Source organism: Chryseobacterium sp. Mn2064 (assembly GCF_049319685.1).
Lineage (GTDB): Bacteria > Bacteroidota > Bacteroidia > Flavobacteriales > Weeksellaceae > Chryseobacterium.
Genome location: NZ_JBMOUE010000008.1, coordinates 81,418 through 103,412, shown reverse-complemented (window position 1 = coordinate 103,412; position 21,995 = coordinate 81,418). Strand labels below are relative to the sequence as shown.

The 21,995-nt window shown below is 34.3% G+C and carries 23 protein-coding genes; 8 read left to right on the top strand and 15 right to left on the bottom strand.

Translation table 11 applies throughout. The features are described 5' to 3' along the window. Nucleotides 1–70: 70 nt before the first annotated feature. From ACL9RH_RS22410 to tilS, 8 genes are all read right to left on the bottom strand, one after another. Nucleotides 71–889 carry a patatin-like phospholipase family protein gene (locus tag ACL9RH_RS22410; protein WP_422695554.1) on the bottom strand — a complete coding sequence of 273 codons (819 nt, stop codon included), beginning with the start codon at nt 887–889 and terminating at the stop codon, nt 71–73. Nucleotides 890–961: 72 nt separating this feature from the next. Further along, entirely contained in the window at nt 962–1,744 is a 783-nt protein-coding gene (locus ACL9RH_RS22405) for an alpha/beta fold hydrolase (RefSeq protein ID WP_422695553.1), read from the bottom strand. A 192-nt stretch (nt 1,745–1,936) separates the two neighbouring features. Then, on the bottom strand, nt 1,937–2,461 hold the full coding sequence (locus ACL9RH_RS22400) for a biopolymer transporter ExbD (protein ID WP_422695552.1): 525 nt from the start codon (nt 2,459–2,461) through the stop codon (nt 1,937–1,939). 117 nt (nt 2,462–2,578) lie between these two features. Further along, nucleotides 2,579–3,082, bottom strand: a complete 504-nt coding sequence (locus tag ACL9RH_RS22395) for a hypothetical protein (protein ID WP_422695551.1) — start codon at nt 3,080–3,082, stop codon at nt 2,579–2,581. 367 nt (nt 3,083–3,449) lie between these two features. Next, nucleotides 3,450–5,510 (bottom strand): cytochrome c biogenesis protein CcdA, encoded by a 2,061-nt coding sequence (locus ACL9RH_RS22390; protein ID WP_422695550.1) that lies wholly within the window; start codon nt 5,508–5,510, stop codon nt 3,450–3,452. 253 nt (nt 5,511–5,763) lie between these two features. Then, a complete protein-coding gene (locus ACL9RH_RS22385; RefSeq protein ID WP_422695549.1) occupies nt 5,764–6,177 on the bottom strand; it encodes a thioredoxin family protein in 414 nt (137 codons plus the stop codon). A gap of 81 nt (nt 6,178–6,258) precedes the next feature. After that, a complete protein-coding gene (locus ACL9RH_RS22380) occupies nt 6,259–6,819 on the bottom strand; it encodes an RNA polymerase sigma factor (RefSeq protein WP_422695548.1) in 561 nt (186 codons plus the stop codon). Next, nucleotides 6,792–8,144 carry a tRNA lysidine(34) synthetase TilS gene (tilS, locus tag ACL9RH_RS22375; protein ID WP_422695547.1) on the bottom strand — a complete coding sequence of 451 codons (1,353 nt, stop codon included), beginning with the start codon at nt 8,142–8,144 and terminating at the stop codon, nt 6,792–6,794. Before tilS ends, ACL9RH_RS22380 begins: the two co-directional genes overlap by 28 nt. A gap of 87 nt (nt 8,145–8,231) precedes the next feature. Between tilS and ACL9RH_RS22370 the strand changes: the two genes are divergently transcribed. Then, complete coding sequence (locus ACL9RH_RS22370) at nt 8,232–9,065, top strand: OmpA family protein (protein ID WP_422695546.1); 834 nt, start codon at nt 8,232–8,234, stop codon at nt 9,063–9,065. A 101-nt stretch (nt 9,066–9,166) separates the two neighbouring features. On the opposite strand, the gene ACL9RH_RS22365 is transcribed toward ACL9RH_RS22370, so the two are convergent. From ACL9RH_RS22365 to ACL9RH_RS22350, 4 genes are all read right to left on the bottom strand, one after another. Continuing rightward, on the bottom strand, nt 9,167–10,147 hold the full coding sequence (locus ACL9RH_RS22365) for a hypothetical protein (RefSeq protein ID WP_422695545.1): 981 nt from the start codon (nt 10,145–10,147) through the stop codon (nt 9,167–9,169). Then, complete coding sequence (locus ACL9RH_RS22360; protein ID WP_422695544.1) at nt 10,131–10,703, bottom strand: hypothetical protein; 573 nt, start codon at nt 10,701–10,703, stop codon at nt 10,131–10,133. The genes ACL9RH_RS22365 and ACL9RH_RS22360 overlap by 17 nt, the downstream gene beginning before the upstream one ends. Nucleotides 10,704–10,756: 53 nt before the next feature. After that, a complete protein-coding gene (locus ACL9RH_RS22355) occupies nt 10,757–11,350 on the bottom strand; it encodes a hypothetical protein (protein ID WP_422695543.1) in 594 nt (197 codons plus the stop codon). 450 nt (nt 11,351–11,800) lie between these two features. After that, nucleotides 11,801–11,956 carry a hypothetical protein gene (locus tag ACL9RH_RS22350; protein ID WP_422695542.1) on the bottom strand — a complete coding sequence of 52 codons (156 nt, stop codon included), beginning with the start codon at nt 11,954–11,956 and terminating at the stop codon, nt 11,801–11,803. Nucleotides 11,957–12,228: 272 nt separating this feature from the next. Between ACL9RH_RS22350 and ACL9RH_RS22345 the strand changes: the two genes are divergently transcribed. The 5 genes from ACL9RH_RS22345 (at nt 12,229) to ACL9RH_RS22325 (ending at nt 15,685) form a co-directional block, all read left to right on the top strand. Then, the gene (locus ACL9RH_RS22345) at nt 12,229–12,381 is read left to right on the top strand and encodes a CCPGW family putative bacteriocin (protein ID WP_422695541.1); all 153 of its coding nucleotides are present in this window, start codon (nt 12,229–12,231) and stop codon (nt 12,379–12,381) included. Between the two features lie 125 nt (nt 12,382–12,506). Further along, nucleotides 12,507–13,154: an O-methyltransferase gene (locus ACL9RH_RS22340; protein WP_422695540.1), complete on the top strand. Its 648-nt coding sequence runs from the start codon at nt 12,507–12,509 to the stop codon at nt 13,152–13,154. 89 nt (nt 13,155–13,243) lie between these two features. After that, nucleotides 13,244–13,960, top strand: a complete 717-nt coding sequence (locus ACL9RH_RS22335) for an NlpC/P60 family protein (RefSeq protein ID WP_422695539.1) — start codon at nt 13,244–13,246, stop codon at nt 13,958–13,960. Between the two features lie 3 nt (nt 13,961–13,963). Next, nucleotides 13,964–14,434 carry a DUF1648 domain-containing protein gene (locus tag ACL9RH_RS22330; RefSeq protein WP_422695538.1) on the top strand — a complete coding sequence of 157 codons (471 nt, stop codon included), beginning with the start codon at nt 13,964–13,966 and terminating at the stop codon, nt 14,432–14,434. Between the two features lie 12 nt (nt 14,435–14,446). Next, nucleotides 14,447–15,685: a 3-deoxy-D-manno-octulosonic acid transferase gene (locus ACL9RH_RS22325; protein ID WP_422695537.1), complete on the top strand. Its 1,239-nt coding sequence runs from the start codon at nt 14,447–14,449 to the stop codon at nt 15,683–15,685. Here ACL9RH_RS22325 and ACL9RH_RS22320 read toward each other — a convergent pair. The 3 genes from ACL9RH_RS22320 to ACL9RH_RS22310 are packed head-to-tail and all read right to left on the bottom strand — an operon-like array spanning nt 15,677 to nt 18,060. Further along, nucleotides 15,677–16,303: a deoxyuridine 5'-triphosphate nucleotidohydrolase gene (locus ACL9RH_RS22320; RefSeq protein ID WP_422695536.1), complete on the bottom strand. Its 627-nt coding sequence runs from the start codon at nt 16,301–16,303 to the stop codon at nt 15,677–15,679. The two genes, ACL9RH_RS22325 and ACL9RH_RS22320, sit on opposite strands and share 9 nt — an antisense overlap. Further along, complete coding sequence (locus ACL9RH_RS22315; protein ID WP_422695535.1) at nt 16,304–17,059, bottom strand: glycosyltransferase family 2 protein; 756 nt, start codon at nt 17,057–17,059, stop codon at nt 16,304–16,306. A 23-nt stretch (nt 17,060–17,082) separates the two neighbouring features. Beyond that, on the bottom strand, nt 17,083–18,060 hold the full coding sequence (locus tag ACL9RH_RS22310) for an acyltransferase family protein (protein WP_422695534.1): 978 nt from the start codon (nt 18,058–18,060) through the stop codon (nt 17,083–17,085). Between the two features lie 198 nt (nt 18,061–18,258). Between ACL9RH_RS22310 and ACL9RH_RS22305 the strand changes: the two genes are divergently transcribed. Together ACL9RH_RS22305 and ACL9RH_RS22300 are read left to right on the top strand one after the other, a co-directional pair. After that, the gene (locus tag ACL9RH_RS22305; RefSeq protein WP_422695533.1) at nt 18,259–18,732 is read left to right on the top strand and encodes a lipocalin family protein; all 474 of its coding nucleotides are present in this window, start codon (nt 18,259–18,261) and stop codon (nt 18,730–18,732) included. Between the two features lie 170 nt (nt 18,733–18,902). Then, nucleotides 18,903–21,896, top strand: a complete 2,994-nt coding sequence (locus tag ACL9RH_RS22300) for a leucine--tRNA ligase (protein WP_422695532.1) — start codon at nt 18,903–18,905, stop codon at nt 21,894–21,896. Nucleotides 21,897–21,995: the final 99 nt, after the last annotated feature.

Genomic DNA, 21,995 nt, shown 5'->3' with positions numbered 1-21,995 from the left:
AATAAATAGTCTATAAGGTGGAAGTGATTGAAAATTACTTTTTTAGATTGTAGGATTTATATTTTAGGTTTTACAGTTTTTTAATCGTTAACCCCAAACCTTTACTGTAACCTTTTTCTTCAAGTTCTATGCAGGTATATTCATACACTTGCTGGAACATTTCATCCATATTCTTTTTGCTGAAAAGACTGTACTTCGTCATTTTGGGAGGATCTAAGAAAATATTACAATATTTCACCTTAGAATAAACGGACTTTGCTATAGCTAAATGGAGAATCCTGTCGAACTCTTTCATCAGGCTCATCTTACTCAGTTCATCATAACTGAGCGAATTAACATGGGAAGCAATCAGAAAGTCGCATTTATCAATGATCGGCTCAATAGGAAGATTGTCTAAAACACCACCGTCCACATAGATTTTGTCACCGATTTTTACCGGAGGAAGAATAAAGGGAACGCTTGATGATGCTAATAACGGAGCAAAAAGTTCTCCTTCAGAGAAGAAGTCTACAATGCCATGCGTCATTTCTGTTGCAGTTACATAAACGGGGATTTCTAAAATACTGAAATTATCTTCAGGAAAGTAATCTTTAAGCAGCTTTAAAATAAAATTAGAGCTGAAGATTCCGTTTTTTGAAAGCTTTAATGATGATCTGGAGAAAAAAGAAGTCTGTCTTACAATCTCCATCATTTCATCCGGTGTTTTTCCAAATGAATAAAAGGCTCCGATAATAGAACCGGCGCTGGTTCCTGAGATAATGTGTGGTTTCAGGTTGTATTCTTCCAAAGCTTTCAGAACGGCAATATGGGCAATCCCACGCATTCCTCCGCCTGAAAGTGTAAGCCCGATAACCGGTGGTTTCTTTTTTTTGAACGAAAATAAAGCCATTACAAAAATTATCCTCTACTAATATACAGGATTTTTTCGTAAGTATTAATGTAAGTGTTTGGGATCTGAGCGTTAAAAAACCAGTTTTTTAGGAAGATGATGAAGGAGTTCTGTGTTGATGATCTCTGCGCAGATTCCCGGTTTTTCCCAATGGCCGTTGTGCCCACAGTCTAAAATATAGGATTTGATATTGGTTCTGTCCGGAAGATGTTTGATCATCACCTCTGTTTTCACTGCATTATCATGTTTGCCTGCCAACACTAGGATTTTAGCTTCCAGATTTTGAATGATTTGTTTTTTGTCTGTTCTTTCTACCATTCCTTTTACACAGGCAAGCGCACCGAGGTTGTTGGTAGAAAGTGCAGTCTCCAGTGCTGTTTCAATTTTTCCTTCCAGAACATCTCTTTCATTGGGGTTGAAAAGATTAGGTACTCCGGCTCTGGCATAGTGCGCGAAGGCATCTTTGATGATTCTGTAACTTTTGATGCGTTGTTGTTTTTTTTCTTCATCATCCGCAAGATAAGTGGAGAAAAATAAGGTAAGGCTTTTCAATGTATCCGGATATTTTTCTGCAAAAGCCAAGGAGATGTAGCCACCCATAGAATGCCCCAGCAGATGTACTTCTTTTAAATTCTGATCATCCAATACTTTTTTTACCTCTTCTGCCATCAGTTCCATAGTGTGGATCTCACTTAGAATTTCAGACTTTCCATGACCGGGAAGATCAATTTTTAACAATGAAAAATCCTTAGAAAGATGAGGTTCCATATCATTCCATATAGAAAGGTTTTCCATAAAACCGTGGAGTAGTACCAGTGTTTCTTTTCCGTTTCCTTTTCTTTCAAAGTTCAGCATGATTTCAAATGTATAAAAGTTAAAGTAAAATCAGAATTCTTCAGAAAACTTCTGATGAATTGGTCATTCAAATGTAAACAAAAAAGAGGAATAAAGGAAACGGATGGATATATGGTATTACAGCGATTCCTCTTTACAGATAACTTTGTTTATAATAAAAAAGGCTGTCTCACCATTGAAACAGCCTTCACTTTATTGAACTAACTCTTTATATATTTTTGTTTCCCAAGGTTTAATGTCGGTAACGCCATAGCGTTCTTTTTTTGCAATGGCAATATTATCCAGCATATCTACAAAGTTTTTATAATTGGCTTCGTCGGTTGGCTTGATAATAATGGTGAAATTTTCCTGGTTGGGAGCATTTTTATAAGCTTCAGAAATAATTTTAGAGATTTTGATTCCACTGAAATCGGTTTCTTTAAGATTACCTGTATTCAAATCTGTAGCATTACTTTGATGATAAAATACTCTGTTGTCTTTTCCCAGAATAAAAGTGACCTGATTTTTGTCTTTAATAACTTTGATATCGATGGGAGGATCATGAATATCCTTACCTGGAAGTCCCAGGTCCATCACATTAGGTTTTGTGAAATTAGTTGTGAACATAAAGAAAGTAATGAGTAAAAATCCTAAATCTACCATTGGAGTCATATCTACTCTGATCATTTTTTTCTTTTGCTTGCCGCCCTGTTTTTCTTGCGCGATTACTTCTGCCATGATTAATGTTTTTAAAATGTTTGACGATGTTTGTTTGATAAATTCATACAAACAATATGCCTTTATTGTTAAACAATCAATAGATTCATGAATCTATTGATTGTTTTGCTTCTGGTTTTATATATTCTGATTTTTTTTGATGTATTTTTTTAAAAAAGCAGAGAACCATGACATTTTGGGCTCGTTGATTATTAGATTTTCAGGATAATTTTTGTCTAAAGACTGAAAAAGATCCACCATAAGTTTTTCAAAATCGGATTCTAAAAAGAACTCAACGGAAGTTTTTTTATGAATCACTTCGTTATTGTCTGACTTTTGTAATTCAAGGTAAATATTGTTTTTGTCCAAAAGTTGTATTAAAAGACTGTATTCATTTTTTTTATACGTATGAATTCTTATATGATAATTAAGCCCTTCGTGTAAATTTTTACTGGAATTTCTTTTGCTTTTAAAAAGACCATAACTGGATATTTCCATTTTCAACAGACTTTCATCTGCTTTTTTTGTAATACTGATAAGCAGTGCTTCCTGTGTTTTTTCTTTTAGTAGTTTTTCTTGGTTATTAGATTCCCCATCCTCCTGTTCACGAATTCTTATCTGATTAATGTACTTATTGATCATAACTTTTGTTTTTATATAGAAACTCTATACGGTTGGGAACTATCAATATTAAACCTGAGTTTTAATAAATTATTGACATTCTGAATTTTATATAAGCTTCATGGTTGATGTTTGATTAACGATCCAAAAAATTATAGCCTAAGTTAAAATAAAGTTAAGATTGAATGGATTAGTAAGAGTGTTAAAAAGAAGCGCTGTATTATAAATTAATGGTTTTGCTGTTTAATTTTAATGTATTTACTATTGAAAGTTGATGACTGTAAATAGATGTTGAATTTGAATTGAATTTATAATTTAGTAATCTTAAGATCACCATAAAAAAAACTCACACGTAAAGTGTGAGTTTTTTTTATGGTATGTAAATGATTTATTTATTCTTTTTATAGAAATTGACGCCGCATTCTAGGAATTTTTTGAAATCCTCTTTTGGCATATATCCTGAAACCGGTGTGTTAATTACTTTTCCGTCAGGAGTTATTAAAACATAATGCGGCTGAGAGTTGTTGTTGAAGTTCACCTGCTGGAATAAGCTCCATCTGTCTCCAATTGTTTTGACCTTTTTGATTTGTCCGTCTCCAAGGTCAATTTTAGTTTTCTGATCTTCAGGAAGCTCTTCTTTATCATCTACATATAAAGAGGCCAGTACTACATCATTTTGAAGAATAGGAAGAATATCCGGTTCGCTCCATACAAACTCTTCCATCTTTCTACAGTTTTCACAGCCGTATCCGGTGAAATCTATCAAGATAGGTTTGTTTTCTTTTTTGGCAATTTCAATAGCCTTGAAGAAATCATGTTCCGGATGCATTCCCAGAATACCATCTTTTTCATCATGGAAATAACTTACATTCAATGGAGGTAAAATTCCGCTCAAAAGCTGAAGTTTCGGACGCTCAGAAGGAATTAATCCCTGAACAAGATAAACCACAAAACCAATTCCTAAAACTCCCAGAACCTTTCTTGTGATGGAGATTTTAGGCTTTTTATCGTCATGCGGGAATTTGATGAATCCTAATAAATACAATGCTAATCCTAACGCAATAATGATCCAGATCGCAATGAAAAGCTCTCTTTTTAAGAAGAATGTTTTCGATACGAGATCTGCTTTAGACAAGAATTTCAATGCTAGTGCAAGTTCTACAAATCCTAACACTACTTTTACCGTATTCATCCATCCTCCTGATTTAGGAAGACTTTGTAATGCTTGTGGGAATAAAGCCAAAAGTCCGAAAACAATAGCCCATGCCAATCCAAATCCAGCTAATGCAAATGTTAATAACATCGGAACGTTAGAAGATCCTGTAACGGCACTTCCCAGTAAGCTTCCTAAGATAGGACCTGTACAAGAGAATGATACAATTACCAATGTAAGAGCCATAAAGAAGATTCCGATGATTCCACCAGCTTCTTCCGCTCTTGAAGATTTATTGGCAATAGAACTTGGCAGAGTAATATCATAATACCCGAAGAAACTTCCTGCAAAGAATATGAATATGATAAAGAAGGCAATATTTAGCCATACACTTGTAGAAATCTCGTTGAAGATATTTCCTGCAATTCCATCAATGATATGGAAAGGAATACTTAATAGAACAAAAATCAGAAGAATGAAAAATCCATAGATCAACGCATCTCTTTTCCCTTTTGCTTTATTTTTACTTCCTTTTGTAAAGAATGAAACTGTTAAAGGAATCATTGGGAAAACACAAGGCGTCAGTAAGGCAATTAGCCCTCCGATAAATCCTAAGAATAAATAAGTCCAGTAGTTTTCATCTACTTTAGCGGAAGCCGTTCCACAATCCGTTAACGGTTTTTTGAAATCTATTGTTTCAATTTTCAGTTTCTTTGGATCAAGTTTAGAGGTCTCCGTAACAACCATTGCATCTTTTGAAGGCTCTTCGGTAACCGTTTCAACTGTTTTTACAGAATCCTTTGCCGGTTCTGTAGTGGCAGTCTCTTCAGTTACTCCTTTGGGAGTTACTTTTTGATTGAACTCTAAGGTATTAGGTGCCAGACAAACTCTGTCATCACAAGTCTGATAAGTAATTTCAGAGGTGACATCTGCCGGTTTTGTTGGGTCTTTTAGTTTGAATTTCTGCTTAAATCCTGCAGAATTGGAGTAAAAAACTATTGTTCCTCCAAATGCTTCAGAAAATTCCTCATGCTTTTTACCTACTTCGGTAAATTTTCCAATCAACTCAATATTCTTTCCTGTTACTTTATACTCGGTAGGAATTCCGGTGTCTTCCGGTAAATCTTTCGAGTAAATATGCCATCCTTTTTCCATCGTAGCATTCAAAACCGCTTCATATTGGTTGTTGCCAAGATCGTTGATGGTGAATTTAAACTTTACAGGATTTTTTATCTGTGCATTAATCCCCGTTGCTAAAAATAGTAGAATTAATAAAAACCAATTTCTAAATTTCATTGTTCCTTTCATTAAAAATTTTGAGACTCCACTTTGTCTTCTCATTCTTTATAAATCTTCCATCCTGTTAGACAGGATTCAGATTTTTTTTGCCTCGCTAAAATAGATAATTTTTTGTCCCTAAAAAATTTAGAAACTTTCTTTTTTTAAGCCTAATGTTCAAAATATTCCTTCTTCTGGCCTGATTGCAATAAAAGTATCGCTTATTTTGCCATTTAGAATAATTATTGATTTTGTCAATTCTGTTGACTTGCTATTTTTTTTTCAGAACATTAGCTCCTACTTCTAAAAACTGTTCAGGATTATAGTATCCGAAGTCATACTGAACCAATTTTCCTTTTGGATCCAGAAACAAAAAAGAAGGATAGTTTACAATTTTAAACTCTTTGGCTAGGCTCAGCCCTTCTTTTTCTGCATCTATCCCTAGGTTTACAAAATTCTTGTTGAACATTTCTCCAATTTTAGGATCTGTAAAAGTGTTTTTTGCCATCAGTTTACAAGGTCCGCACCATGTGGTGAACAGATCAATAAAAATCAGTTTATTCTCTTTTGCTGCAATTTTTTTGGCAGCCTCTAAATCAATTTTTTGAAAATTGATGCCTTTGCTTTGTGCATTCAATGAAATTCCTATTACAATAAGAAAGCTCAATACGATTTTTTTGAACATATATTTCTTTTTCTTATAATGTTCCCGGATAAAGAAGAAAATCACCCAGGAATTTAATTATTTTATTTAATTGTCTGATTATTAGGTAGAAAAAATGCTTTTGTTTTTAATCCTTTTAATTTGTTCTACACATTTGTACTTTTGATTCTGAGCATTATGCTTGCTGGAGTACTGGTATTTGTCCTGAATTTCCTCAATACTTTTATTTTCAACAAAAATGTCATGGATCAAATTTTGGCAATGAGAAGAAATAGACTTCATGTAGCCCATCAGCTTTTCCCAATAATATTTTTCATTTTCAATAGCAGTGCTTATTTCCTGCTGATTTTCCATGAAATAACTTTCAGGAGACGCTACATAGAAATTTCTGTTGTTTAATTTCTTTAGCCACAAATTTTTAACAATACCAATGATATAATTTCCCAGGCAGGTTTGAACTTTGAATTCATCGGCATTCAGTTTTTCATAAAGAATCAGAAGAGCGTCCTGAAAAACATCTTCTGCATCTTCCAGATTTCCTTTATTCTTGAAAATAAATTTTTTGGTATAACCGAAATACTGTTGGTATAAAATTCCAAAAGCTATATTGCTGTCTTTCTTAAAATCATCAACAGCTAACGAATTAGTTGTTTTTCTGTCCACTTTACAGTTATCTTTTTTTGAGTAGTTCCGTCTGCCTTATATCTGCGATCCTGTCTAAAAGGAATGATTCCTAAGATATGGTTGGCAGAATCACATAACAACCAGACCTTTTCCTTAGTCAAAGCAGATAATTTTTCGTCCCTAAAAAACTTAGAAACTTTCTTTTTTCCTGAAAAACCAGTCGGATAAAACTCGTCTCCATCTTTTTGTTTTCTCAAACACAGTGGAAATTGAAGTCTTTCTGCATCAAAATCCCATTCAAACTCTTTAATAACTTCGTGAATGTTTTCACTATCATCTACGAGATTGATGTTGATATGGTTTTCCGAAAAATCAAAATGTTCAATCAGTACTATTTCGTCCTTTTTTTCCTGTTGGTGGATCCTGTTGATAAAAATCAATTCATCACGATTAACCACTAATTGATATTCTTTTGAAAAAAAAGAACTGTTGTTTTCCGACTTAAAAATTTTAGGGATCTCTTCTTTCTGGCTGAAACCGTATTTCTTTAAAATTTCAAACTTCACAAAATCACTTTCCTGTTCAAGTTTTTCTTTTGATAAGATTTTATGGCCTTTGTTAAATAAGGTCAGTCGATTTTCTATTTCCAGCATCTGACCCTGAACAAAATCTTTGGTTTGATTGAGGTAAGAAGAACTTTTTTTGAAATTATCCAGAAAATGATCATTCGTTTCCAACAAGGCAGGAACAATCTCGTTTCGGATTTTGTTTCTTAGATAATCACTTTTTTTATTTGAAAGATCTTCCCGGAATTCAACAGCATTTTCTCTGGCAAATTCATAGATATCTTCTTTAGAAAATTCCAAAAACGGACGGAGAATATTATTATCATGCGAAGGAATTCCACTCAGACCATTGATGCCTGCAGCTTTAGAAAGGTTGATGATAAAAGTCTCCAGCTGATCATTCAGATGATGCGCAGTAACCAGAAATTCGAGACTTTCTTTTTCCTGAATTTCTTTAAAAAAGCGGTAGCGTAACTCTCTCGCCCAAAGTTGGATTGAGTTTTCCGGCTTTTTATCCTTACCCGAAACTTCATATAAATGAAATTTAATATGATTTTTCTCACAAAAATCCTGTACCACTTTTTGGTCCAGATCAGAATCTTTACCACGTAGTTTATAATTGATATGGGCGATCTGAAATTTGTATTCCAAATCTGACGAATTGTCTTTTAAATCCTTGAACAGCGTGGCTAAAACCATAGAGTCTGCACCTCCGCTCACGGCCAAAAGATAGGTGTGTTTTTGGGGTTGGTGAACGAGTGTTTCTAATTGGTAGATAAAGCTTGATTTTTCCAACATATATGTGGAGAATTTCTTTTATGCAAAGATAACCGATAATATTCAATTGAATTTCCCTAACTTTGAGTTCTCTAAAAATGTTTACTTATGAAGATTTTAAAAATTTTAGCAGTTACTGCAGTGGCACTTGGGATGACATCTTGTATTAGCAAGAAGCAGTATGACGCTTTGAGTGCAAACTATAAGCAGTGTATTGAAAATGTAGGAGAAAGACAAAGAGAAATTCAGGATCTGAAATCTCAGAATTCTGCATTAGTAGGTGAAAATAACCTGTTGAAAAGCCAGCATGATGCTTTGAAGTCATCACTTGATGCTTGTCTTTCAAACACAGGAAAAAGCTCTGCTAATATTGATAAATTGGTAGGTGAAATCAACTCTTCCAATTCTTATATCAAGCAATTGATCTCAAGTAATGCTAAAAATGACAGCTTAAACCTTGCATTGTCTAACAAACTGAAAAGATCTTTGGATAATGTTTCAGATCAGGATGTACAGGTAAAAGTATTGAAAGGTGTGGTAATGATCTCTCTTTCTGATAAAATGTTATATAAAACAGGAGACTACAACATCTTACCTGCTGCTCAGGAAGTGCTAGGTAAAGTAGCAAAAGTAATTAACGATTACGACAAATATTCAGTATTGATTGAAGGTAATACAGATAATGCGGCATTAAATTCTCCTAATTTGCCAAGAGACAACTGGGATCTTTCTGCATTAAGAGGTACTTCTGTTGCTAAAGTTCTTCAGACTCAGTTTGGAGTAGATCCTGCAAGAATTACAGCAGGTGGACGTTCTGAATACAACCCTAAAGCGACAAACATGAGCGTTTCTGGTAGATCAGAGAACAGAAGAACAGAAATCATCATTATGCCTAAGCTTGATGAGTTCATGAAACTGATGGATATCGCTCCAAAGAAATAATCAATAATCTATAGAATAAAAAAAGCTGTGTCAAATGATGCAGCTTTTTTTGTTTTCAATTGTAGAGATAAAAAGAGGAATATTTTTTTTTGTATTGATATTTATTCTATAACCTGTTTTGGGATTGAGTTTCTTTGTGTTTCCCGTAAAGAAGGAACTTTTTTTGTTTCTGGTTGTTCAAAATAAAAATTGGTGATATTCCATATGATCATAATTGCAGAGAAATAATAAAGATTGAGCACAACCGCAATTCCTATATGCATGGAGATTGTCAGGAATAACCATGTTTTTTGTGTTGCTTTGAACCACATAAAGATAGGATAAAGCATCTCAATCAAAATGGTGCTCCATCCGATGATGATAAGAAAATAGGAGTGTTCTGCCAGCCATGTGAAATCAATACTGAGATCTCTGTTGGAATAAGGAAGATGGATCGCTTTCCAGATCGATTCACCATTCCACCAGTTAAATCCTAACATTTTATCCAAACCTGAAAAGAAATAAGCGATAGAAATATGAATCTGAAATAATCTTTTTACCGGCGTAATATTAACCTCCGAGGATTTCTTATTAAAAATATAATTCTTAAGAGAAAAACGATGGTCACAGGGAAAAAGGATCAGATAAAATAATGACATACTGGTAAAAAAATCTGCTCCATACGCAAAAAATGAACTTCCTTTCAACAGGGCGATTTGTAATATCAACAGTGCCAATGCAGAAATTCTGGAATAGAATCCGGTAATGATAAAAGCGCATAATGTAATAAATGACACTTTCACCATAATAGTGGTTGTGCTTTCAGAAATTCCAAACTCTTCAAAAAAATGAATTATTTTTGGAAAGGTAATCAGCCATTCAGGCGTGAAGACATTCATAATATCTTGTGGAATAATACTATTGCTTGAAAATAGTTTATCAAAATCTGGCAGTACAGCAAAAAACTGAAGCAGCACAATTATTCCAATGGAAATCCTGAAGAAAATCAGAAATTCCGTTTGATGATCTTTTGCGAAAAAGAAATTTTCTATTTGATGATAGATCAGGTTGAGCTTTTTCATCATTTTAATGTTTAAATTCATCAACAAGAATAAAATTTTCAGTCCTTTTACCCTTGTTGAAATCAGCGATCGTTGGATAGTCAAATAGGTAAAGTCGTGTTGTTACGTTGGTGGCTTTAGGATTTTCTTTCATGACGTTTTGGGCAATCTGTTGAATAATGATGTCCAGATATTGATAATACTTTTTATCATACTGGTTTTTATCCGAGAGCTTATCGAGAAACATATTGAAGACGGTTGTATATCTTACCCTGCTTTCTTTACTTTTAAAATATGGCAAAGATTTCTCTTCTAAAATTTTTCCGTTTTTATCCTTCAGTTCAAAATTCAGAACAAAGTCGCTGGCAACATTAGGTGCATAAAAACCATAGCCTGTATCAAAACCTGTATAAGATGTGAATATACTTACGGGTAATGATTGTGCAATATTTTCAGAAATCCTGTACGGTGTAGGTTTCTGATAGCTTTTATTTTCATAGTAGAAGCCATAATATCCGTCAAATGTACCTTTTAGTCCGATGATGAATACTATTAATAATACAATGAAAATTCCTGATAACTGTAGCTTTCTTTTCATAGCGGATGATTTTAAGAAAGGCTGCTTTGTAACCAAAACAGCCTTTACTGTTATTACTTGTAGTTAACAAGCACACTGTTGAGTTTCACATTGATCTTAGGATCTATCGCAATATTGTTTTTTACAGATTTCATAATTACATTCGTCAGGTTCTTTCTTCCCATTGTTGGAGGGCATATCGTATATTCATCAGCACCTCTTACCGTAAGTTTGTTTAAAGATGCGATGTCTTTCTGGCTCAGAAGTGCGGCATTCGTGGCAAACTGATTGTTTTGGATAGAATAATAGTTTGTGCCAAGTTCTTTCGCTCCATACTTTTTGATAATGCCATCCACTTTTGTTTTAAGATCTCCATACTTTTTCCAATCGATATTGGCTTTTAACAGGCAGCCACGGATGATGTATTGTCTGTTGACTTTGTAGATGATGAAATTGGTTCCGAGACTTGTCTGGTGGAGTTTTTGTAAGGATAGCAATGTTTTCATGTCTTCGTCTGAGATCTTCTTTACATCTTTGATGAGGTAATTATTATCAACGATGTAGTTGCCTTTGTCTTTGTAGAAAGACATTTCCTGAGGTTTCAACTGGGAAAAGATTATTACGAATCCCACGATTACCCCAATTAACAATAATGTTTTTGTTTTCATGTGGTTGTTTTTAAAAATAGTCCCTACTCTGTTTAGGATTTTCGGGTTCTTCCTTTTTGTATGTTTTAAATGATAGTAACTTATGTTTTCAAACAGGAATTTGAAAAATTTAGAATTTCAGATACTTAATGGATAGCAATGAGGCTTTTCTCATTTCAAATAGCTCACGCAAATACTTTTATATAAAGCATTTTTAAAATGTAATACATATTTGCCAATAACCACAAACGGATATCCGTGTAGGAAGGTTGGGTTTTAGGTAAATTGATAAAAGTATCTTAAAGTTAAAGCTGTATTAAAGCTTGTTGATGGGTGTAGTTTGGAAAATGGTTAACCCGAATTGGGATTGTTTTTATAGATCTGGCTTTCAGACAATAATGCCTGATATTACCTGAAATAGTTTTGCTTTAAATAAAATAAATCCCGAAGGAGGTCGGGATTTATTTTTAATCAAATTAATTCTTCTTTCTTCAAGAGCGAAATAATTCTTTGCAAAAATGAATTGGATATTTCAGTCTTAGTTTTTTTTACAGAAGAATCCGTTTTACCTTTCGGTATCCCGGCTTTTTGATTCTCATGGTTAGTTTTTGTTTCTCCTGCAATCATCTTGTTTCTTAGTGTTTTTACCCCTTGTTCTCTTTGCAAACATATAACTTATATGATAAAAAAGATATCCGTATTTTCCCGGTATTTTATATGTGTTTTTCCCTGTAAGTTCATTTAGGTAGGATAATAATTTGATTTTTCGATGTGTTAAATAATAAATTCAACCATCTGTATATGAAAATAATAAGTATATTTATATCTCTTTATAGAGAAATAATACAGAGGTGTCCGAAAATCTTTAAGAGTAGGAATTATAACTAAACAAAATAATTATGAAAAATCTAAAAAAACTTTCAAGAGTCCAAATGAAGGATGTACAAGGAGCTATAAGAGATTGCAATCCGCAGATTATTTGCAATGCTACTCAGGAATGCTGCCCGGGATGGGTTTGTGCTACGCATGGTCAATATTGTATCGCTTATTAACCAATCATATACATGTTAAGAAAGAGGAGAGTAATATCTTCTCTTTTTTTGTGTACAATGTTGAAAAAGGCAGACTGCTCAGAAAACGCTTTAAAATCCTTAAATTTGTTTAAATAAAAAAATGTATGAGCTTTTTTGAAGAAAAAAATCCGGAAATGGACCGATATTTAGAGGCACACGCTTCTTCAGAATCCGAAATTTTGAGAAAACTGAGAAGAGAGACTTACCAGAAGACGACGCAGCCGCACATGATCTCAGGGTATCAGCAAGGAAGACTTCTTACAATCATTTCTCAAATGATGCAGCCTAAAAACGTTCTTGAAATAGGAACTTTTACAGGATATGCCACGTTATGCCTTGCAACAGGATTAGCTAAAGACGGAAAAATTACAACATTGGATGTGAACGAAGACTTAGCCTATCTACCCAAAAAATATTTTAACGAAAGTGAATATGCAAACCAGATTCATTTTAAGCTTCAGGATGCAAAAACATTTTTACAGGAAACAGATGAGGTTTTTGACCTTATATTTGTAGATGCAGACAAAGAAAATTACGCAGAATATTTCAGACTGATAAAGCCTCATACAAAATCCGGTTCTGTTGTTCTTTTTGATAATGTACTATGGTATGGAAAAGTGCTGGAAGAAGATCCTAAACTTAAGTCTACTCAGTCTATCAAAGAATTAAACGATTTAGCGGCAAAAGACGAAGATTTTGAAAATCTTATTTTACCTTTGCGTGATGGAGTGAACTTCCTTCGCAGGAAGTAATTAGATATTCAAAGATCAAAAACATTTAAAGATTCTTATGATCGTCATTTTTTAATCTTTAAATTATTCAATCTTTAAACTCAGAGTTAATGAATAAAGGAATTTGTATTGTTACAGTAGCGCCGGTTCGTGCAGAAAGTTCAGACAGGGCTGAAATTGTTACAGAAATATTGTTTGGAGAAAGCGCAGATATTTTGGAAGTGAATAAAAACTGGACCAAAATAAAAATGCACTATGATGGGTATGAAGGATGGATGGATACCAAGCAGATCAAACTTGTAACGGATGAAGAACTTGCGAACAGAAAAGTAACTGTTGTGACTGAAGATTTTTCTTCCGTATTGATGAAAGATGGGAAAACATTACTATCTATGGGGTCTGAAGTGGAATTCCCTGTGGTAGCTTCCAGGAGAAGTCATGATGTACGGGAAAGTATAGCTCTTACCGCTAAAGAATTCCTAAACGTACCCTATTTGTGGGGAGGCAAAAGCTTTTTTGCAGTAGACTGCTCAGGTTTTACTCAATTGGTTTATAAAGTTCACAATATCAAAATACCAAGAGATGCTTCTCAACAGGCTGAAGTAGGGGAAGCGCTTACTTTTATAGAAGAAACGCAGCCAGGAGATTTGGCTTTCTTTGAAAATGCTGAAGGGAAAATTATCCACGTAGGTATTATGTTGGAAAATCAAAAGATCATTCATGCATCCGGAAAGGTAAGAATAGATACTTTAGACTCTACCGGGATTTTTAATAAAGAGCTTAACAAACATACACATAAGCTGAGAGTCCTTAAAAGTGTGATTTAGAATATGAAAACCTCAGGCATACTTTTCATTGTGAATGCTTTCTTACTTGTTGTAATTTGGAGCTTTACAGTGATGAAATATGCAGGATTGCCAGATGTTATCCCCACCCATTTTGATTTTAACGGAAAAATAGACGGGCAGGCCGGGAAGGACTCAATATGGACTCTTCCATGTATTGCAACTTTCATTTCATTTCTATTCTTTGCGATATCAAAAAATCCGCAATCTTCTCTGCTGAATGTTCCCGATAGTTTTCGTGAAAAACAAAAGATAGGTGTCTATATTTTTTCGCTACAGCTTCCTGTAATGATTCTGTTTTTAGATATTATCGTAGAAAGTATTCGTATAGCGGAAAGAAAACAAACAGAGCTAAGCAATGCGGTTTTTTATATTTTAGGAATCATGTTTGTAGTAATAGGAACAGGCCTTGTTATCTCAATCCGCGAAGGAAAAATAAAGAAATCAGACCAATAAATTAGATTAACATTGAAACTGCTTTATACCATATTTATCAACCTTCTTACTTTCGGGATGAAAGTTTTCGCGTTATTGAATGATAAAACGAAGAAAGGCGTTGAAGGAAGAAAAGAATCTCTTCAAAAAGTTAAAACGGCATTTTCTAAAACCGATAAAGTGATTTGGATGCACGCCGCAAGTTTGGGTGAATATGAACAGGGATTGCCGGTTTTGGAAAAACTTAAAGAAAATCTTCCGGATCATAAAATTCTGATCACATTCTTTTCGCCTTCAGGGTATGAAAATGTTGTGAAAAAGAAGCATATCGGAGATGTAATCTGCTATCTTCCTTTCGATAAGAAAACTCTGGTAGAAGAATTTGTATCACAGTTTGATGTTAAACTATTCTTTACGGTGAAGTACGATTACTGGTACAATCTCCTTGCTGAACTGAAAAAAAGAAATGTGAAGATCTATGTCATTTCTGCCTTATTCTATGAGCGACAGTCTTTCTTTACTTCTTATGGAAAATGGTTTGTAAAGCAGCTTAAAAAAGATGTAGACTGGTTTTTTCACCAGACTCCGTTTTCCCTTGCATTGGCTAAAAGTATTGGATTGACTCAGTCTTCCGTAACCGGAGATACAAGATTTGACCGAGTGAAGCAGCTTAGAAAAAGAAATAATCATGTAGAGTATATCAAAGATTTTATTGGGAATCATAAAGCGGTAGTTTTCGGGAGCTCGTGGCAGGCAGAAGAGAAGATAGCCGAAAGACTTTCACAAAAGAATAGTACCCTGAAAATCATTATGGCACCTCATGATCTCAAGAGAGTAGATCATTTAAAAAATATATTTCCTGAGGCTTTACTGTACAGTGAAATAAAAAACACTAAGCTTTCAGATTCCAAAGCTCAATTGTTAATCATAGACAGTATCGGATTGTTGTCCAAACTTTATTCCTACGCTGATATCGCTGTTGTAGGAGGTGGTTTCCATGATGCCGGTCTGCATAATATTTTAGAAGCTGCAACATTTGGTGTTCCTGTGGTTTTTGGAAATCATTACAAAAAGAATCCTGAAGCAGATGATCTGATTGCTGCTGGGGGAGGAAAGTCTTTTCAACATGAATCTGAAGCCGCAGAATTTATCTTATTTCTGGCCAATCAGGGTAATGAGGAAGAACTTGTTGCAATGTCACAAAAGGCAGGTAGATTTGTAGATGAGAAACCGGACTCTACAGCTATGATTTTACAGAAAATTCTATCTTAAAAAACCTTGGCTTTTTATGTCTTTCATGATTTGATCAATGTTGTCAGGAATTTTATCAGACTCAAACCAGTTAAGATCGAGACTGTTATTGATGCATAATTTTTGTAGATAATGATTTTCGGAAACTTTACTTTGAATGCGTCGTAAATAATCATCAAATTCCATCCAGTAATCTTCATCCAGTTTCTTTATCAGAATTAGAGATTTGAAAATTTTGTTGATCAGATACAGATAAAGTTTATACACATTATCAAAGCGCTGTCTGCTTAAATCATTGTTGTAATCCAGTATTTTGTCGATAAGAAGAAGGTTAAGTGAGACTTCACCAAACTTATCCGTGGTAATTTTAATATGTTCTGTGATTTCTGCACTTATTTTTCGAATAATGGTCAGGAAATATTTGGCATTTCCAATGTATTTTGCAGCGAGAAGAATTTTTTCCTCTACATTTTCTTCCATTGCATTTCTTTTATCATCCGTAGTTTCAGGGTCGATGAGCTCGAAATATAACTTTTTAGATAAAAGCTTATCTTTTCTCAGTAGTCTGAAAATAAGTCTATCTTTTTCCACATTTGAGAAAGCACTTAATGCTGCTTTAAACTCCTTTGAATACTCCATTTAATTGAAAATTTTCGAATACTTCATAAATCCATTCAGCGCCCAGTTTGCAGTATAATACAATGAGGTAATTGTTGAAAACCCCATGAATTCTTTATACACAAGGTACTGATCCTTGATCATATTTTTTTTATTTCGGGAAACACTGTTTTCTCTCATTCTGTATTTGGCCAGTGTTTTATTGATAGGCATTCCTTCCGGAATTACTTTGAGAAGATTCAGCCACATCACATGGTCTTCACGCTTACTTTTCACAGGAAACATGAATTTACCCACTCTTTTTGTATCATACATCGTAGAAACAGGAGCCAGACGACAGGTTTTCAATAAATTTGAAAAAGTAACAACCTTGTCTGCCAGAAAATCTTTCAGTATAGGCTGCAATTGCTCATTACATCTTGAATAATTACAGTAAACAAGCTCTGCGTGATGTTCCTGCATATAATCTGTCATGGTTTCAATATATTCCGGGTACCAGAAGTCATCAGAATCCAGAAACGCAATATATCTTCCCTGAGCTCTTTCCAGACTGTTGTTTCTGGCATTTCCCGCACCACCGTTTTTCTCCAGTACCTGCAGTTTTATTCTGGGATCATTATATTTCTTAATGATTTCTACGGTATTGTCTTTGGACAGGTCATCAGCAATCAACCATTCCCAATTTTCATAGGTTTGGTTGAGGACAGACTGTATGGTTTCTTCTATAAATTCTGCTGAGTTATAGCAAGGTGTGATGATAGAGACAAGATCTTTCATTTGTGCAGTAAATATCGGCAAAATTATAAAAATCTTTTTTCATAAAGATGCCAGGAGGAAATCCCGACTCCAATAACGACCAGCATACAGATAATACTCATCACATAGGGATTGTAGTCTTCAAACAATCCTAAAGTCTGGAAAGTTCTGATAATAGGAAAGTGGAAAATGTAAATTCCGTAGGTGAAATCACCATATTTTCCGAAATTATTTAAGAATTTGAATGAATAAGCAATATACATGACGATAACACCAATCATCATTGGGGAAAAAAGCTGAATGTTTAAATACAGATCAATCCACACAGTGGCAAAAGCAATGATGAAGATGATATTTTTATGTTTGATGAATTTATCAAAATTAAAGTAGATCAGCATTCCGGGGATAAAATAGGATAATGTTCCGGGCAGCTGTTTGGCGAGGGAAATTTTATTTAAAGATTCAAAATAATTTAAATAAATAAGAGATAAAAAATATAAAATAACCAAGCTTATATTTCTGTATTTATTATTCTTTCCGAAAAGCAAGAATAGTAAAGGTACAGAGAAATAATAGCACATTTCTATTTTCAGCGTCCACAGAGCACCGTTCACTGCCTGATTTCCAAAAACTCCGGGAAGCCAGGGTGCTTTAAAATTTAAAAATATCGAATTCCAAAAAAGGTATTTGTAAACCTGCGTATTACTGAAATATTCGGTTAAAGAGTAAGTACTTACGAGGCTTAATAAAATAGCACATAAAAAGATAACCAATAAGTAGGCAGGAACAATTCTTTTGATTCTCTTTTTTAAATAACTTTTAAGACTTGAAGACCTGTCATAGCTCCTCGCAATAAGAAACCCGCTTACTGCAAAAAAGCCGAAAACAGCAATTTCTATAGGGCTGTGCTCAAAAATTTTGAGATCAGGAGAAGCGCTGAGAGTGCCAAGATGTCCAAGGAAGACAATAAAGGCGAGGAGAACACGTATAAAATCAAAATTGTTTTTCGTTATATCCTGCATTTGTATTTGTTTCCTGCAAAAATAACTTTTTTAGGAGAATGAATGATGCTCATGTATTCATTATTTACTAAATAAAGGGAAAATGAGGTCTGAGTGTTTTAAAATATGTAGAAATAAAGGTCGATAAAATAATTTTTCATAAAAAATAGTAATATAAATCAAAAAAATTATAATTTTAGCGCTTGAAAAAATTGATCTATGAAGAAATTAGCATTACTATTTGCAGGATTGTCTTTATTTGCCGCTACAGGATGTAGCAGTGATAGTGATACCGTTCTGGAAGCTCCTTTAGTTGGAACATGGCAACCATTAAAAGAAGTAGTTACCACTGTAGAGGTGGGTGAGGACCCGGTTTCTAACACGATTACTTACACGGATTGCCAGAAACAGACAAGATGGTTCTTTAGTGTTGATTCTAAAGGTGCAAAAACCAATTGGGGAGATACCGCTACACCTGGGGTTTGTGCTATTCTGTCTGATATAAAGTTCAACTATACCTATGATAAGGATTCTAAATCTGTTCAAATGAAAATTCAGGGAGTGGTAGAACCACAAAATGCAAAGGTGGTAACGTTAGATAATAATACGCTTAACCTTGCTGTAAGAGAAGAAACTCAAGATCCTACTGTATTTCAAACCAGAACATATACGTTCAGAAGAGTGGTTCAATAATAGTATACTTCATGATATAAAATAGATCTCATCTCCGGATGGGATTTTTTTGTTGAACAACGAATGATAGTTCATTATAAATTAAATTTTTATTTGTTTTAAAATCACTAATTTTGTGAATCTTGTAAAAAAGAAAAATATTCAAAGTCTAACATATAATCTATATAAAAGTGTTTTACGATCATCAGCAGATAGAAAAAAAGTGGCAGAAGTACTGGGAGGAAAATCAAACTTACAAAACCTCCAACAACACAGATAAACCTAAATTTTATGTTCTCGATATGTTTCCGTATCCATCAGGCGCTGGGCTTCACGTAGGTCACCCGCTTGGGTATATTGCATCCGATATTTATGCGAGATATAAAAGACACCAGGGGTTTAATGTCCTCCATCCGGTTGGGTACGACAGCTTCGGACTTCCTGCTGAACAATATGCTATCCAAACAGGGCAGCATCCGGCAATCACTACAGAACAGAATATCAACAGATATGAGGAGCAGTTGAAAAAAATCGGTTTCTCTTTCGACTGGAGCAGAGAATTGAGAACTTCAGATGCTTCTTATTATAAATGGACGCAGTGGATCTTTATTCAGCTGTATCATTCATGGTACAATAAAGATACTGATAAGGCAGAAGCTATTGAAACTTTAGTTCAGCACTTCGAAGAAAAAGGGACAGAAGGCTTAAATGCCAATCAGAACGATGAACTTAGCTTTACTGCAGAAGAATGGAAAAACGCTTCCGATCTTGACAAAGAAGATATCCTATTGAACTACCGTCTTGCTTATAGAGCAGAAACGACTGTTAACTGGTGCCCTGCTTTAGGAACAGTATTAGCAAATGATGAAATAAAAGACGGAAAATCGGAAAGAGGAGGCTTCCCTGTATTTCAGAAAAAAATGATGCAGTGGAGTATGAGAATTTCTGCTTACTCTGAAAGATTATTACAAGGACTTTCAACAATAGACTGGCCACAGCCCTTAAAAGATTCTCAGGAATACTGGATTGGAAAATCTCAGGGAGCTCAGGTACAGTTTCAGGTAGAGGGTCATGACGAGTTTGTTGAGGTCTTCACGACTAGACCTGATACCATCTTTGGAGCAACTTTTATGGTATTGGCTCCTGAAAATCCTTTAGTAGAAACTATTACTACCGATGCTCAAAAAGTAGAAGTAGATACTTATATTGAAGAAACTTCCAAGAAAACAGAAAGAGACAGAATGTCTGACGTGAAAAACGTGAGCGGAGCTTTCACAGGAAGTTATGCAGTAAATCCTTTCAGCGGAGAAAAAATGCCAATCTATATTTCAGACTATGTATTGATGGGATATGGAACGGGAGCGGTTATGGCGGTTCCGGCGCACGACGAACGCGATCACAGATTTGCAAAGAAATTTAATCTGGAAATTAAAAAAGTAGTTGAAACGGAAGAAGACGTTCAGGAGAAAGCTTTTGATTCTAAAGATTCCGTATGTGTGAATTCTGACTTCTTAAATGGTTTGAATTACAACGATGCGAAGTCTAAAATGATTTCCGAAATTGAAACTAAAGGGATCGGTCGCGGAACAATCAACTACAGACAGCGTGATGCTATTTTCTCAAGACAACGTTATTGGGGAGAACCGGTTCCTATATATTATAAGGATGGAATGCCTTACACACTTCCGGTTTCAGCTTTGCCGCTTGAACTTCCTGAAGTTGAAAAATATTTACCTACAGAAGACGGAGATCCGCCATTAGGAAATGCAAAAGTATTTGCTTGGGACGAAGCTAATCAGAAAGTAGTTTCAGTTGACTTAATTGATGATACAACAATTTTCCCATTAGAATTATCTACGATGCCAGGTTGGGCAGGAAGCTCATGGTATTTCCTTAGATATATGGATCCTAATGACGAAGAAACTTTTGTTAAAAAAGAATTAGCAGATTATTGGGGACAGGTAGACCTATATATAGGAGGAAGCGAACACGCAACCGGTCACTTATTATATTCCCGTTTCTGGAACATGTTCTTAAAAGACAGAGGATATATCAGTCACGACGAACCTTTCCAAAAATTGATCAACCAAGGAATGATCTTGGGGATGAGTGCGTTTGTGTATAGAGTGAAATTTGATTTGAAGATTATTACAACTTCAAATGAAAACCCTTCTTTTCAAGATGAATCATTAGTAGTATTAGAACGATATATTCCTAAAGATTTTACTAAAATAATAAAGCCTGAAGCTTTGGGAGCCTATTTAATAAATGAAGAGAGTTTTAGTAAAATCTTAGATACTATTTATGTTCAACACGATTCAGAAGTTAGTATTAAAAAAGAGTTTGGTAATTATAGTGTTCAAAAACTTCACGTTGATGTAGCTTTATTAAAAGGAACATCTGATGAATTAGATATAGAAGAGTTTAAAAAGTGGAGGCCGGAATTTAATGATGCAGAATTTATTTTAGAAGATGGAAAATACATGACAGACCGTGAAGTAGAAAAAATGTCCAAGTCTAAATATAATGTAGTAAACCCGGATGATATCTGTGAAGAATACGGGGCAGACGGTTTAAGACTATATGAAATGTTCTTAGGACCATTAGAACAATCCAAGCCTTGGAATACTCAGGGATTAAGTGGAGTATATGGTTTCCTTAAAAAATTCTGGAACCTTTACTTCAATGGAGATGTATTTGAAGTTTCAGATGAAGAACCTACAAAAGCAGAATACAAAGTTTTACATACCTTAATAAAGAAGGTGGTATATGATATTGAAAATTTTTCTTTCAATACTTCCGTATCATCGTTCATGATTGCTGTAAACGAACTTCAGAAAATAAAATGCAACAAACGCAATATTTTAGAACCGCTTGCCGTTATCATCTCTCCATATGCCCCTCACATTTGTGAAGAGCTTTGGAATATGCTAGGTCATAATACATCGATAGAATTTGAGAAATTCCCGGTGTTGAATGAAGATTATTTAGTCGAAGACGAAATTGAGTATCCGGTAAGCGTAAATGGTAAAATGAAGTTCAAAATTTCCCTTTCAGCTCAATTATCTGCTAAGGAGGTGGAAGATTTGGTGATTTCAAATGAGAAAATGCAACAGATTTTGGAAGGAAAAAGCCCTAAAAAAATCATTGTTGTCCCTCACCGTATTGTGAATATCGTAATTTAAAAAAAAATTAACATTGGGAAATTAAAAAAAATGGGTGTCTTATTTTTTTGATTTTTTAACTCAAATGTTAAATTGGGAAAAAATAAATAAAATAATTTA